General features: G+C 66.4%; 14 protein-coding genes. All 14 read right to left on the reverse strand.

Features of this window, described 5'->3' with window-relative positions; genetic code table 11:
* Positions 1–561: FimV family protein (locus tag K206_RS37370; protein ID WP_369796858.1), on the reverse strand; the 561-nt coding region annotated here is incomplete at its 3' end.
* Positions 562–901: 340 nt separating this feature from the next.
* Positions 902–2,038 (reverse strand): aspartate-semialdehyde dehydrogenase, encoded by a 1,137-nt coding sequence (asd, locus tag K206_RS0102170; protein ID WP_029043129.1) that lies wholly within the window; start codon positions 2,036–2,038, stop codon positions 902–904.
* 378 nt (positions 2,039–2,416) lie between these two features.
* Positions 2,417–3,484 carry a 3-isopropylmalate dehydrogenase gene (leuB, locus tag K206_RS0102175; RefSeq protein WP_020200763.1) on the reverse strand — a complete coding sequence of 356 codons (1,068 nt, stop codon included), beginning with the start codon at positions 3,482–3,484 and terminating at the stop codon, positions 2,417–2,419.
* A 31-nt stretch (positions 3,485–3,515) separates the two neighbouring features.
* The gene (gene leuD, locus K206_RS0102180; protein ID WP_020200764.1) at positions 3,516–4,166 is read right to left on the reverse strand and encodes a 3-isopropylmalate dehydratase small subunit; all 651 of its coding nucleotides are present in this window, start codon (positions 4,164–4,166) and stop codon (positions 3,516–3,518) included.
* Positions 4,167–4,177: 11 nt separating this feature from the next.
* Positions 4,178–4,306 carry an entericidin A/B family lipoprotein gene (locus K206_RS0102185; protein ID WP_196812830.1) on the reverse strand — a complete coding sequence of 43 codons (129 nt, stop codon included), beginning with the start codon at positions 4,304–4,306 and terminating at the stop codon, positions 4,178–4,180.
* Between the two features lie 48 nt (positions 4,307–4,354).
* Entirely contained in the window at positions 4,355–5,764 is a 1,410-nt protein-coding gene (gene leuC / locus K206_RS0102190; protein WP_020200766.1) for a 3-isopropylmalate dehydratase large subunit, read from the reverse strand.
* A gap of 275 nt (positions 5,765–6,039) precedes the next feature.
* Positions 6,040–6,741, reverse strand: coding sequence for an ABC transporter ATP-binding protein (locus K206_RS0102195; protein WP_020200767.1), 702 nt, complete (start codon positions 6,739–6,741; stop codon positions 6,040–6,042).
* Positions 6,742–7,530 (reverse strand): high-affinity branched-chain amino acid ABC transporter ATP-binding protein LivG, encoded by a 789-nt coding sequence (gene livG, locus K206_RS0102200; protein ID WP_020200768.1) that lies wholly within the window; start codon positions 7,528–7,530, stop codon positions 6,742–6,744.
* The gene (locus tag K206_RS0102205; RefSeq protein ID WP_029043131.1) at positions 7,527–8,771 is read right to left on the reverse strand and encodes a high-affinity branched-chain amino acid ABC transporter permease LivM; all 1,245 of its coding nucleotides are present in this window, start codon (positions 8,769–8,771) and stop codon (positions 7,527–7,529) included. The genes livG and K206_RS0102205 overlap by 4 nt, the downstream gene beginning before the upstream one ends.
* Before the next feature lie 10 nt (positions 8,772–8,781).
* Positions 8,782–9,708, reverse strand: coding sequence for a high-affinity branched-chain amino acid ABC transporter permease LivH (gene livH / locus K206_RS0102210; protein WP_020200770.1), 927 nt, complete (start codon positions 9,706–9,708; stop codon positions 8,782–8,784).
* Between the two features lie 187 nt (positions 9,709–9,895).
* Positions 9,896–11,011 (reverse strand): branched-chain amino acid ABC transporter substrate-binding protein, encoded by a 1,116-nt coding sequence (locus K206_RS0102215; RefSeq protein WP_020200771.1) that lies wholly within the window; start codon positions 11,009–11,011, stop codon positions 9,896–9,898.
* Positions 11,012–11,552: 541 nt separating this feature from the next.
* Positions 11,553–12,854 carry a citrate synthase gene (gene gltA / locus K206_RS0102220; RefSeq protein WP_029043132.1) on the reverse strand — a complete coding sequence of 434 codons (1,302 nt, stop codon included), beginning with the start codon at positions 12,852–12,854 and terminating at the stop codon, positions 11,553–11,555.
* Positions 12,855–12,895: 41 nt separating this feature from the next.
* Positions 12,896–13,183 (reverse strand): succinate dehydrogenase assembly factor 2, encoded by a 288-nt coding sequence (locus K206_RS0102225; RefSeq protein WP_029043133.1) that lies wholly within the window; start codon positions 13,181–13,183, stop codon positions 12,896–12,898.
* Positions 13,184–13,265: 82 nt separating this feature from the next.
* A complete protein-coding gene (locus tag K206_RS0102230; RefSeq protein ID WP_020200774.1) occupies positions 13,266–13,967 on the reverse strand; it encodes a succinate dehydrogenase iron-sulfur subunit in 702 nt (233 codons plus the stop codon).
* Positions 13,968–13,969: the final 2 nt, after the last annotated feature.

A 13,969-nucleotide genomic window follows, 5' to 3' on the forward strand; every position in this document is an offset into this window, starting at 1 on the left:
CGCGGCCGCCACCGGAGCGGGTGTGGGCGCCGCGCTGGGCGCCGGCGCGGTGGCGCCCGACTCGTCGGGCGTGCCGGCCTGCACCACCGTGGTGGGCGAGAAGGTCTGGTTGCTCGGCTTGGCCCCGGCCGGATCGAGCAGGAACGTATACGCGCGCGACACCCGGCCGCTCGGCCACGTCATGTCGACGAGGATGTCGACGAAGGGCTCGCTGATCGGCTGGTTGGAACGCACCCGCGCCACGTAGCTGCCGTTGGGACGGCGCTCGACCTGCAGGCGCAGGCTGCTGACCGCCGGCAGGTACGTCAGGCCGGCCTTGGCATAGGCATCAGGCGAAGCGAGCTTGACCGCAAGGCCGTCCGCTTCCTCCGCGCTGACACCGCTGATATCGATTTCCGCCTGTAGCGGCTGACCCAGATTCGACTGTACCCGTAATTGCCCGAACCCCGCGGCATACGCGGCCGGCTGCGCGAGCAGCAAGCCGAGTGCCGTGAAGGCCAGCGTTGACCAGCGCTGGCGGGCGATAGGCGCATCTTTCCGGCGATGTTGGCTCACACTCACCTTGTGCTCCGTTGTGTTCTAGTAGTGAAATTAACTTAACATCAATGGTTTAGCGCAGCAAGTTAGCGTCCCGACTGAGCCCCGCGCCAACACTTGCAGGCGTGCTTGCAAGCGTGCGGACAACCGCCTCCGCAGCCTGGCATATGCCGGCTGTATTGTGACCCAACGCTGGAAGAAATAGGCAGCCGCCCGCGACAACGCCGCGCACAGGCGCGGCGTTGTCATCAAAGCGGCAGTTTTTTGTTGCCTGGCAGCAACGAAACCGCGCAGTGGCGCGGCTGCCGCGAAAAACCCCGTTCCGGGGACGCGGCTGCCGGCCCGCCCGGGCGGGCGCCGTCGATCAGGCCTCGATCAGGATGCGCAGCATGCGGCGCAGCGGCTCGGCCGCGCCCCACAGCAGCTGGTCGCCCACGGTGAAGGCCGACAGGTACTCGCCGCCCATCTGCATCTTGCGCAGGCGGCCGACGGGAATCGTCAGCGTGCCGGTGACGGCCGCCGGCGTGAGGTCGGTCATGCTGGCCTCGCGCGTGTTCGGCACCACCTTGGCCCACTGGTTGTTGGCCGCCAGCATGCCTTCGATCTCGTCGAGCGGCACGTCGCGGCGCAGCTTGATGGTCAGCGCCTGCGAATGGCAGCGCATCGCGCCGATGCGCACGCACAGGCCGTCCACGGCGATCGGCGCGGCGCCGGTGGCGCCCACGAAGCCTTCGCCGCGGCCCAGGATCTTGTTGGTCTCGGCGCCGCCCTTCCACTCTTCGCGCGACACGCCGTTGCCGAGGTCCTTGTCGATCCACGGAATCAGGTTGCCGGCCAGCGGCACGCCGAACTGCTTCGTTTCGCCGGCCGACAGGCCATGCTGGGTCGCCAGGATGGTGCGGTCGATCTCGAGGATCGCCGAAGCCGGGTCATCCAGCAGCGGCTTGACCGAGGCGTTGAGCGTGCCGAACTGGGTCAGCAGCTCGCGCATGTGCTGCGCGCCGCCGCCCGACGCGGCCTGGTACGTCATGGAGGTCATCCAGTCGATCAGGTCGTGCTGGAACAGGCCGCCCAGGCCCATCATCATGCAGCTCACCGTGCAGTTGCCGCCGATGAAATTCTTCACGCCCTTGGACAGCGCATCCTTGATCACGCCGAGGTTGACCGGGTCGAGCACGATGATGGCATCGTCCTTCATGCGCAGCGAGGACGCCGCGTCGATCCAGTAGCCCTTCCAGCCCGCCGCGCGCAGCTTGGGGAAGACCTCGGTGGTGTAGTCGCCGCCCTGCGCCGTGAGCACGACGTCGCACTTCTTCAGCGCTTCGATGTCGTTGGCATCTTTCAGCGTGGTTTCGTTCTTCGCCAGGGCCGGCGCCTTGCCGCCCGCGTTGGACGTGCTGAAGAAAACGGGCTCGATATGGTCGAAATCGCGCTCTTCCTGCATGCGTTGCATCAGGACGCTGCCGACCATTCCTCGCCAACCGACGAGACCTACAATCATGACTTACCTCGGATGTGATTTGAACTTCTTCCCCGCGCTTTCCTCGCCCGGCGTGACTGCGCGGGGAAGACGAGCAGGCACGACGAACGATCTAGCCGATCGCTTTGGTGGTAATGGTTTTAATCGTCGTTGCGGTAAGCGGGTGGCCGTGCGAACCCAGGCCGGCCGGGCTGCTGGTGGCAGTCAGGAGGAGGCTGGCAGTCGAGGGGGACTGGAAGATTCGGACCATCCGCAAAGTCTACACGATTTTGTGGCAGCGCCGCACGCGCGAAATCGGGGACAAATTAAAGAAAAGCGGGGGAAAACGCAGGAAAAGGCGCCTCGCGGGGCGCCTTTCCGACTTGCCGGCGTGCGGCGCCGCCGCCGCGCCGTTGGCGCTTACAGCGCCGCCAGCACCGCCTCGCCCATCTCGCGCGTGCCGACCTGCTTGCAGCCCGGCGTCAGGATGTCGCCGGTGCGGTAGCCCTGCGCCAGCACCTTCTTGACCGCGTTCTCGATGCGGTCGGCCTGTTCGGCGCGGCCCAGCGAGTAGCGCAGCATCATCGCCGCCGACAGGATGGTGGCCAGCGGATTGGCCACGCCCTTGCCGGCGATGTCCGGCGCCGAGCCATGCGACGGCTCGTACAGGCCCTTGTTGTTGGCATCCAGCGAAGCCGACGGCAGCATGCCGATCGAGCCGGTCAGCATGGCGGCCTCGTCCGACAGGATGTCGCCGAACATATTGCCGGTGACGATCACGTCGAAGCTCTTGGGCGCCTTGACCAGTTGCATGGCCGCGTTGTCGACGTACATGTGCGACAGCTCGACTTCCGGGTATTCCTTGTGCACGTCGGTGACGATGTCCTTCCAGAACTGGAAGGTCTCGAGCACGTTGGCCTTGTCCACGCTGCACAGCTTCTTGCCGCGCTTGGCCGCGGCCTGGAACGCCACGTGCGCGATGCGGCGGATTTCCGGCTCGCTGTAGCGCATGGTGTCGAAGCCTTCGCGCGCGCCCTGGAACGGGCCGTCCGGCGCCTCGCGCATGCCGCGCGGCTGGCCGAAGTAGATGTCGCCGTTGAGCTCGCGCACGATCAGGATGTCGAGGCCGGCCACCAGCTCGGGCTTCAGGCTCGAGGCGCCGGTCAGCTCGGGATAGCAGATCGCCGGGCGGAAGTTGGCGAACAGCTGCAGGTGCTTGCGCAGGCCCAGGATGGCCTGCTCGGGGCGCAGCGCGCGCTCCAGCTTGTCGTACTTCCAGTCGCCCACGGCGCCGAACAGGATGGCGTCGGCTTCCTTGGCCAGCTTGAGCGTGGCGTCGGGCAGCGGATGGCCGCTGGCCTCGTAGCCGGCGCCGCCCACGGGCGCGCTTTCCAGCTCGAACTTCTCGCCGAGCGCGTTCAGGACCTTGACGGCTTCCGCCACGATCTCGGGACCGATGCCGTCACCCGGCAGGACTGCGATTTTCATGCTGTGTCTTCCTTGTTGTGTCTGCGCCGGCTCAGCCGACCACGCGGTTGTTCAGCCACGGCATCCGGGTCACGCGCTCGGCCTCGTATGCCTTGATCTTGTCGGCATGGCGCAGGGTCAGGCCGATGTCGTCGAAACCGTTGAGCATGCAGTACTTGCGGAACGGCGCGATGTCGAACGCATAGGCGTCGCCGCCCGGCGTGAGCACCACCTGCTTGTCCAGGTCGATGGTCAGCTTGTAGCCGTTGAACGCATTGGTCTCGTTGAACAGGTGGTCGACCTGCAATTCGGTCAGCGCCACCGGCAGCAGGCCGTTCTTGTAGCAGTTGTTGAAGAAGATGTCGGCGAAGCTCGGCGCGATCACGGCGCGGAAGCCGTATTGCGTGAGCGCCCACGGCGCGTGCTCGCGCGAGCTGCCGCAGCCGAAGTTGCGGCGCGCCAGCAGGATCGAGCCGCCCTGGTAGCGCGGCTGGTTCAGCACGAAGTCCGGGTTGAGCGGACGGAGGCTGTTGTCCTGGCCGGGCTGGCCCACGTCCTTGTAGCGCCATTCGTCGAACAGGTTGGGGCCGAAGCCGGTGCGCTTGATCGACTTGAGGAATTGCTTGGGGATGATGGCGTCGGTGTCGACGTTCTCGCGGTCCAGGGGCACCGTGAGCCCGCTGTGTACAGTGAACTTGTCCATGATCTGGTTCCTTACTTGCTGGCCGCGCTTTCGAGCGCGTGGCCCGCTGCCTTGGTGTCCTTGCCGATGCCGGCCACGGTGTTGCAGCCGGCAAGTTGCAGCATGCACAGGCATGCGAGGGCGGTCAGGGCGTATTTCATGATGAAACGGCGTGTGTCGGTGTATGGGATAACGAAGCGCGGTCCGCCTCAGCCGAGCCGGCGGATGTCGACGAAATGGCCCTCGATGGCGGCCGCGGCGGCCATCGCCGGGCTCACCAGGTGGGTGCGCCCGCCCGCGCCCTGGCGGCCTTCGAAGTTGCGGTTCGAGGTGGACGCGCAGCGCTCGCCCGGATCGAGGCGGTCGGCATTCATGGCCAGGCACATCGAGCAGCCCGGCTCGCGCCACTCGAAGCCGGCTGCCTTGAAGACCTTGTCCAGCCCTTCGCGCTCGGCCTGCGCCTTGACCAGCCCGGAGCCCGGCACCACCATCGCCAGCTTCACGTTGCCGGCCACGCGGCGGCCCAGCTTCTGCACCACCCACGCGGCGGCGCGCATGTCCTCGATGCGGCTGTTGGTGCAGGAGCCGATGAAGACCTTGTCGATCTTGATGCTGCTCACCGGCACGTTGGGCTGCAGGCCCATGTATTCCAGCGCGCGCTCCATCGCGTTGCGCTTGTTCGGGTCCTTTTCCTTCTCGGGATCCGGCACGCGGTCTTCGATGCTGACCACCATCTCGGGCGAGGTGCCCCAGGTCACTTGCGGGCGCACGTCTTCCGCGCGCAGCTCCACCACCTGGTCGAACTGCGCGCCGGCGTCGGAATGCAGCGTGCGCCAGTAGGCCACGGCATGGTCCCACTCCACGCCCTGCGGCGAGAACGGGCGGCCCTTGACGTACTCGAGCGTGATGTCGTCCACCGCCACCAGCCCGGCGCGCGCGCCGGCCTCGATGGCCATGTTGCACACCGTCATGCGCCCTTCCATGCTCAGCTCGCGGATGGCCGAGCCGGCGAACTCGATGGTGTAGCCGGTGCCGCCGGCGGTGCCGATCTTGCCGATGATCGCCAGCACGATGTCCTTGGCGGTGCAGCCGCGCGGCAGCTTGCCTTCCACGCGCACCAGCATGTTCTTCGCCTTCTTGCCCAGCAGCGTCTGCGTGGCCAGCACGTGCTCCACCTCGGAGGTGCCGATGCCGTGCGCCAGCGCGCCGAACGCGCCGTGCGTGCTGGTGTGCGAGTCGCCGCACACCACCGTCATGCCCGGCAGCGTGGCGCCCTGCTCCGGCCCGATCACGTGCACGATGCCCTGGCGCAGGTCGTTCATCTTGAACTGGGTGATGCCATAGGCGTCGCAGTTGGTGTCCAGCGTGTCCACCTGCAGCTTCGAGACCGGATCGGCGATGCCCTGGCTGCGGTCGGTGGTCGGCACGTTGTGGTCCGACACCGCCAGGTTGGCGCTGATGCGCCAGACCGGACGCTGCGCGAGCTTCAGGCCTTCGAACGCCTGCGGGCTGGTGACTTCGTGCAGCAGGTGGCGGTCGATGTACAGCATCGTCGTGCCGTCGTCCTCGACGTGCACGGTGTGGTCATCCCAGAGTTTGTCGTAAAGCGTCTTGGCCATGATGCGATGGGCGGGCCGGGACCGTTCGGTACAGCACGGTTGGCGGCGTCGCGCGGTAGTTTGCGGGGAGGTTTTGTCGCGCCGGATGCGTGCAGGAAATGCGGCTTGCAGCAATGCTTGACATCACAATCGATTATGCCACAGCGATAGCGCACGGCCGGCCTCCGCCCGCGCGGATCGGGCCTGCCGATGTAATGTGATTGGCGAAAGGGGGATTTCGCCGATGGCGAAAAGGGGCTGGCGCCCTCCCCCGCCGCGGGGAAGAGCGCCAGAGGTCAGCCGCCCAGGTAGGCGCTCTTGATGCGGTCGTTGGCCAGCAGGTTGGCGCCCGTGTCCGCCAGCACCACGCGGCCCGTCTCCAGCACGTAGCCGCGATCGGCCACGCCCAGCGCCTTGTTGGCGTTCTGCTCGACCAGGAACACCGTCACGCCCTCCGCGCGGATGGCGCGGATGATGTCGAAGATCTGCGCGATCACCAGCGGCGCCAGGCCGAGCGTGGGCTCGTCGAGCAGCAGCAGGCGCGGGCGGCTCATCAGCGCGCGGCCGATGGCCAGCATCTGCTGCTCGCCGCCGGACATGGTGCCGGCGCGCTGGCCCGAGCGCTGTTTCAGGCGCGGGAACAGCGTGTAGACGTGCTCGATGCCGGCCTCGACCTCGTCGCGCTTGCCGAAGAAGCCGCCCATCTTGAGGTTTTCCAGCACGGTCAGGCTGGGAAACACGCGCCGCCCTTCCGGCGAGATCGCCATGCCCAGGCGCATGATCTCGTGCGTGGGCAGGCGCGTGATGTCCTGCCCCTCGAACAGCACGCGCCCGCTGGAGGCGCGCGGCGAGCCGCACACGGTCATCATCAGCGTGGTCTTGCCGGCGCCGTTGCTGCCGATCAGCGTGACGATCTCGCCCTTGTTCACTTCGATCGACACGCCCGACAGCGCCTCGATGGCGCCATAGTGGGTATGGACCTGTTCCAGCTTCAGCATTTAGTCCTCTCCCAGGTAGGCCTTGATCACGCGCGGGTCGTTGCGCACTTCGGCGGGCTTGCCGACCACGATCGGGCGGCCGTGCTCCATCACCAGGATGCGGTCGGACACGCCCATCACCAGGCTCATGTCGTGCTCGATCAGCAGCACCGAGATGTTGAACTCGCGGCGCAGCTGGTCGATCAGCTGCGACAGCTCGACCTTCTCCTGCGGGTTGAGGCCGGCGGCGGGCTCGTCGAGCATCAGCAGGCGCGGGTTGGTGATCATGCAGCGCGCGATCTCCAGCCGGCGCTGGTGGCCGTACGACAGCGTGCCCGCCTCGCGGTTGGCCACGTCGCGCAGGCCCATGCGCTCGAGCCAGACCGCGGCGCGCTCCAGCGCCGCGCGCTCGGCGCGGCGGTAGGCCGGCGTGGCGAACAGGCCGTGCAGCAGGCCGGCGCGCACCTGCAGGTGCTGCGCCACCAGCAGGTTCTCGACCACCGTGAGCTGCCTGAACAGGCGGATGTTCTGGAACGTGCGCACCAGGCCGCGGCGCGCCACCTGGTGGCTCGGCAGGCGGGCTATCGAATGCCCGTCCAGCGTGACCTCGCCCGCGGTGGGCCGGTAGAAGCCGCCCACGCAGTTGAACACCGTGGTCTTGCCGGCGCCGTTGGGGCCGATGATGGCGAAGACCTCGTCGCGGCGCACGTCGAAATCGATGCCGTCCACGGCCAGCAGGCCGCCGAAGCGCATCTGCAGGCCGGAGACCTTCAGCAGTTCCGCCGGTTGTACTTGGTGTGCCTGGCTCATTGCGGCAACTCCACGTGGGGGCGGCTCGCGGGCAGCAGGCCCTGCGGACGCCACATCATCATCAGCACCATCACCAGGCCGAAGATCAGCATGCGGTACTCGGCGAAGCCGCGCGCCACCTCGGGCAGCACGGTCAGCAGGATCGCGGCCAGGATCACGCCCAGTTGCGAGCCCATGCCGCCCAGCACCACCACCGCCAGAATCAGCGCGGACTCGATGAAGGTGAACGATTCGGGATTGACCAGGCCCTGGCGCGCGGCGAAGAAGGCGCCGCCGAGGCCGGCGAAGGCCGCGCCCAGCGTGAACGCCGACAGCTTGATGCGGGTCGGGTTCAGGCCCAGCGAGCGGCACGCGATCTCGTCCTCTCGCAGCGCTTCCCACGCGCGCCCCATCGGCATGCGGATCAGCCGGCTGGTGACGAACAGCGTGAAGGCCACCAGCAGCAGCGCCAGCAGGTAGAGAAAGATCACCATGTGCTCGCCGCTGTAGTCCCAGCCGAGCAGCTCGTGGAAGGTCTTGACGCCCTCCACGCTGGCGCTGCGCGCCATCTCGATGCCGAACACGGTCGGCTTGGGAATGCCCGAGACGCCGTCCGGGCCGCCGGTGAGGCTGGTCAGGTTGTTGAGCAGCAGGCGGATGATCTCGCCGAAGCCCAACGTGACGATGGCCAGGTAGTCGCCGCGCAGGCGCAGCACCGGGAAGCCCAGCAGGAAGCCGAAGGTGGCCGACATGCAGGCGGCGATCGGCAGGCATTCCCAGAAGGTCAGGCCGAAATACTGGTTGAGCAGTGCGTAGGTGTAGCCGCCCACGGCGTAGAAGCCCACGTAGCCCAGGTCGAGCAGGCCGGCGTAGCCGACCACGATGTTCAGGCCCAGCCCCAGGATCACGTAGATCAGCGCCAGCGTGGCCACGTCCACCGCGCCGCGCGAGCCGAAGAACGGCCACACCAGCCCGGCGGCCAGCAGCAGCCAGATCACTTTGCGCTGGCGGTCCGCGCCCAGCGCCGGCATCGCCGGCAGCCTGATGCCGGCGCTCGCGCGCAGGAACAGCGGCTTGCACAACTGGAACAGGAAGACCGCGCCGACCGCCAGCCAGACCGGCTGCCAGTGCGGTTCGAGCACCACCTTGTAGCCGTCGAGCTTGAGCTGCAGGCCCAGCACCGGCACGGTAAGGATGGCGGTCATGACCGCCGCGGTAATCGCGTTCTTGAGGGATTGCCCCATCGATGCGTCGTTTCTCATCGCGCGCTCCTCAGACTTTTTCCACGTCCGGCTTGCCGAGCAGGCCGGTCGGGCGGAACAGCAGGATCAGCACCAGCAGGCCGAAGGCCACCACGTCCTTGTACTCGGCCGGCATGTAGCCGGAGGCGAAGGTCTCGGCCAGGCCCAGCAGCACGCCGCCCAGCATGGCGCCGGGAATGCTGCCGATGCCGCCCAGCACCGCCGCGGTGAAGGCCTTGATGCCGGCCACGAAGCCGATGAACGGGTTGAGCTTGCCGATGGTCAGGCCGATCAGCACGCCGCCCACGGCGGCCAGCATCGCGCCCAGCACGAACGTGAACGAGATCACGCGGTTGGTGTCGATGCCGAGCAGGTTGGCCATGCGCATGTCCTCGGCGCAGGCGCGGCAGGCGCGGCCCATGCGCGAGTGGCCGATGAACAGCGTCAGCGCCACCATCAGCACCAGCGTCACGCCGACGATCAGCAGGCGCGAGTACGGCACGGTCACGGTGAAGTCGCCGCCCATCTGGAATTCGATGGCGCCGGAGATCAGCACGGGCACGGAGACGTCGCGCGCGCCCTGCCCGATCTGCACGTAGTTCTGCAGGAAGATGGACATGCCGATGGCGGAAATCAGCGGCACCAGCCGCGGCCCGCCGCGCAGCGGCCGGTAGGCCACGCGCTCGACGGCGAAGCCGTACATGCCGGTGACCAGCACCGACACCAGCAAGGCGGCGCCCAGCACCAGCGGCAGCGGATACCCGGCCTGCACGCCGATCGCGGTGAGCGTCACCAGGCCCACGTAGGCGCCGATCATGTAGATCTCGCCGTGGGCGAAGTTGATCATGCCGATGATGCCGTAGACCATCGTGTAGCCGATGGCGATCAGCGCATAGATCGCACCCAGCGTCAGGCCGTTGACCAGCTGCTGGGTGAACTGTGGAAGGAACTCGTTCATGCGGGAAGCCCCATTACTTTGAAACCGGCGCCTTGAAAGCGGCGAGCCCCGGATCCGGCGAGGCCGGCCAGGACGGATGCCGCGCGCGCCGCGCTCATGCCGCGGCGCGCGGGCCGGCCGGGCCACGGCCCGATACCAAAACGCCCCGCCGGTATGCCGGGCGGGGCGTGCGAAGCCGATGTGCGGCTTAGTTGGCTGCGGTCTTGGTGGCGTCCTTGTGCCAGGTGAAGACGACGAACTTGAACGACTTGAGGTCGCCCTGGGCGTCGTACTCGACCTTGCCGATCGGGGTCTGGAAGGCGTTCTTGTGCATGTACGCGGCAACCTTGGCCGGGTCCGTGCTCTTGGCGCCGGCGATGGCGTCGCCGATGATCTGCACCGCGGCGTACGACGGCATCTGGAACGGGCCGTTGGCGTCGCGCTTCTTGTCGGCGAAGGCCTTGACCAGCGCGGCGTTGGCCGGGTCGGCCGAGAAGTCGGCCGGCAGCGTCACCAGCATGCCTTCGGAGGCCGGACCGGCGATGGCCGTCACGTCCTTGTTGCCCACGCCTTCGGGGCCCATGAAGGTGGCCTTGACGCCCTGCTCGCGCGCCTGGCGCAGCAGCAGGCCCATCTCGGGGTGGTAGCCGCCGAAGTAGACGAAGTCCACGCCCTGCGACTTGAGCTTGGTGATCACCGCGGAGTAGTCGGAGTCGCCGGCGTTGATGCCTTCGAACACGGCCACCGGGATCTTGGCGGCTTCCAGGTCCTTCTTCACCGACGAGGCGATGCCCTGGCCGTACGACTGCTTGTCGTGCAGCACGGCGACCTTCTTGGGCTTGACCTTGGCGATGATGTACTGGGCGGCGGCCGGGCCTTGCTGGTCGTCGCGGCCGATGGTGCGGAAGATGAACTTGCGCTTCTTGTTCTCGGTGAGCTGCGGCGCGGTGGCCGACGGCGTCACCATCACGACGCCTTCGTTCTCGTAGATGTCGGAGGCCGGGATCGTGGAACCCGAGCACACGTGGCCGATCACGTACCTGATTTTCTGGCTGACGATCTTGTTGGCGACGGCGACGGCCTGCTTCGGTTCGCAGGCGTCGTCCATCAGCACCACTTCGAACTTGTTGCCGCCGGCGCCGCCGGCCGCGTTGATCTGCTCGATGGCGGTCAGCGCGCCGGCCTTGACCATGTCGCCATACTGCGCAACCGAGCCGCTCATGGGGCCGGCGATGGCGATCTTGACGGTTTCCGCGTGGGCGGCGGCGCCGAAGGCAGCCAGTGCGGCGGCCAGGGAGATGGACGTAAGACGGGACAGCGTCATCAGGAGCTCCTCGATTATGTAGTGGTCACGGGCTGGTGGCGGCATGACCTGCGCAATCGAACAACACCCGCGAACTACCGCCGAGAAAAACGCCCGAGCGCGGAAGACGGGCCGACGAAGACAATGAACAGCGTATGCGGGGCCCGGCATGTGTCAGCCCCGCGCCGTGGCGAAGGACCTTGGTTCGGAAAGACAACGTGGATGCGTTCTCTATTGCGCAGGTGATTCGCCTGCCCCGCTCGCCGCGGCGCAATCCGGAAGGGTGGCCCGGCTGCTGTCGGCAAAGCAGCCCGCATTATAGGGGCAAATTTCCCGTCCGGCATCAAATCCGCACAATTAATGAGGACCTTAGCGGCTCAACCACGGCACAAATGGCCAGAAATTGCCGGTTTCACCACCTGGGCGGCAACGATTCTCCCGCAATGCACAAAGCGGTGCCGGCCTTGAATGACAAACGCCCCGGCAAGCCGGGGCGTCTGGTATTGCTGCACTGCTTGTGGCGCTGCCGCGGGCGGCCGCGCGGGCCGCCCGCCGCGGAAAATCAGCGCTTGCCGATCTCCGGCACGTCGCGGCTGGCCGCGCCGTTGAACAGCTGGCGCGGACGGCCGATCTTGTATTCCGGATCGGTGATCATCTCTTCCCACTGCGAGATCCAGCCCGGGGTGCGGGCCAGCGCGAAGATGCAGGTAAACAGCGAGGTCGGGATGCCCAGCGCGCGCTGCACGATGCCCGAGTAGAAGTCGACGTTCGGGTACAGCTTGCGGCTGACGAAGTATTCGTCTTCCAGCGCGATCTTTTCCAGCTCCATCGCCAGCTTGAACAGCGGGTCGTTGTGCAGGCCCAACTCGTTGAGCACTTCGTAGCAGGTTTCGCGCATCAGCTTGGCGCGCGGATCGTAGTTCTTGTACACGCGGTGGCCGAAGCCCATCAGGCGCACGCCCGAGTTCTTGTCCTTGACCTGCTTGATGAACTCGGTGATGTTGTCGACGCTGCCGATTTCCTCGAGCATCTTCAGCGCGGCTTCGTTGGCGCCGCCGTGGGCCGGACCCCACAGGCAGGCCACGCCGGCGGCGATGGCGGCGAACGGGTTGGTGCCCGACGAGCCGGCCAGGCGCACGGTCGAGGTCGAGGCGTTCTGCTCGTGGTCGGCGTGCAGGATGAAGATGCGGTCGAGCGCGCGCTCGAGCACCGGATTCACGGTGTACGGTGCGCACGGCGTGCTGAACATCATGCGCATGAAGTTGCCCGAGTAGGACAGGTCATTCTGCGGGTAGACGTACGGCTGGCCGATGTTGTACTTGTAGGCCATCGCGACCAGGGTCGGCATCTTGGCGATCAGGCGGATCGCGGAGATTTCGCGCTGGTGCGGATCGTCGATGTCCATCGCGTCGTGGTAGAACGCGCTCATGGCGCCCACCAGGCCCGTCAGCACGGCCATCGGGTGGGCATCGCGGCGGAAGCCGCGCAGGAAGAACTGCATCTGCTCGTGAACCATCGTGTGGTTCATCACGGCGTCGACGAACTCTTCCTTCTGCTTGGCGTTGGGCAGCTCGCCCTTGAGCAGCAGGTAGCAGGTTTCCAGGTGATCGCACTTGGTGGCCAGCTGCTCGATCGGGTAGCCGCGGTACAGCAGCTCACCCTTGTCGCCGTCGATATAGGTGATCTTCGAGTTGCACGAAGCCGTCGACATGAAACCGGGGTCGTAAGTGAACTTACCGGTTTGACCGTACAGCTTGCGAATATCGATTACGTCCGGACCTACGGTACCGGTGTAAATCGGCAGCTCAACGCTGGGGGAACCATCGGAAAACGATAGCGTGGCTTTCACATCGGACGGTGTCATGTCGGTTCCTTCAAATGCTTGACTAATGATGTTGACGATACTCAGACCGAACGCAGCAGAGAGATCACATGCCGCATCGGGGGCGTGTCGAGCTCACCGTCCAGCTCCTTGCGGGCAAGCAGCAGGTCCATCAACTCGTTGTCGCTCAGCTCGAACAGCTGGGAGAGCGAAGCCACGTCCTCATCGGACAGGTTTTGCTCGTAACGGTTGAAAAAACGTTCGACGATGATGTCGTTCTCCAGGAGGCCGCGCCGCGCGCGCCAGCGCAATCGCGCACGCCGGTGCGGATCGGCCTGGTGGGAGAAACTGGGGGAAGTACTTTCGCTCATAGGTCCCTACCTACTTCCGGCGCATCGCCCGGGCTGCATGGTGCAGGCCCGGGCTGACGCGCCGCTTACAACCACCGCGCGGTCAGACCGAGCGGCGAACCATCAGCTCCTTGATCTTGCCGATGGCCTTGGTCGGGTTCAGCCCCTTCGGGCAAACGTCGACGCAGTTCATGATGCTGTGGCAGCGGAACAGGCGGTACGGGTCGTTCAGGTCGTCCAGGCGCTGGCCGGTGGCCTGGTCGCGGCTGTCCGCGATGAAGCGGTAGGCCTGCAGCAGGCCGGCCGGGCCGACGAACTTGTCCGGGTTCCACCAGAACGACGGGCACGACGTCGAGCAGCTCGCGCACAGGATGCATTCGTACAGGCCGTCGAGCTCGTCGCGCTCCTCGGGCGACTGCAGGCGCTCTTTCTCGGGCGGCGGCTCGTCGTTGATGAGGTACGGCTTGATCGAATCATACTGCTTGAAGAACTGCGTCATGTCGACGATCAGGTCGCGCACGACCGGCAGGCCGGGCAGCGGGCGCAGCACGATGCGGTCCGGCAGCTCGCGCATGTTGGTCAGGCAGGCCAGGCCGTTCTTGCCATTGATGTTCATGGCATCCGAACCGCACACGCCTTCGCGGCACGAGCGGCGGAACGAGATCGACTCGTCGAGCTTCTTCAGCTTGACCAGCGCGTCCAGCAGCATGCGCTCGTGACCGTCCAGCTCGACCTCGTAGGTCTGCATGCGGGGTGCCGCATCCTTGTCCGGATCGTAGCGGTAGACTTCGAAAATACGCTTCATTT

Origin of the sequence: Cupriavidus sp. WS, assembly GCF_000395345.1 — a bacterium.
GTDB classification, from domain to species: Bacteria; Pseudomonadota; Gammaproteobacteria; order Burkholderiales; family Burkholderiaceae; genus Cupriavidus; species Cupriavidus basilensis_B.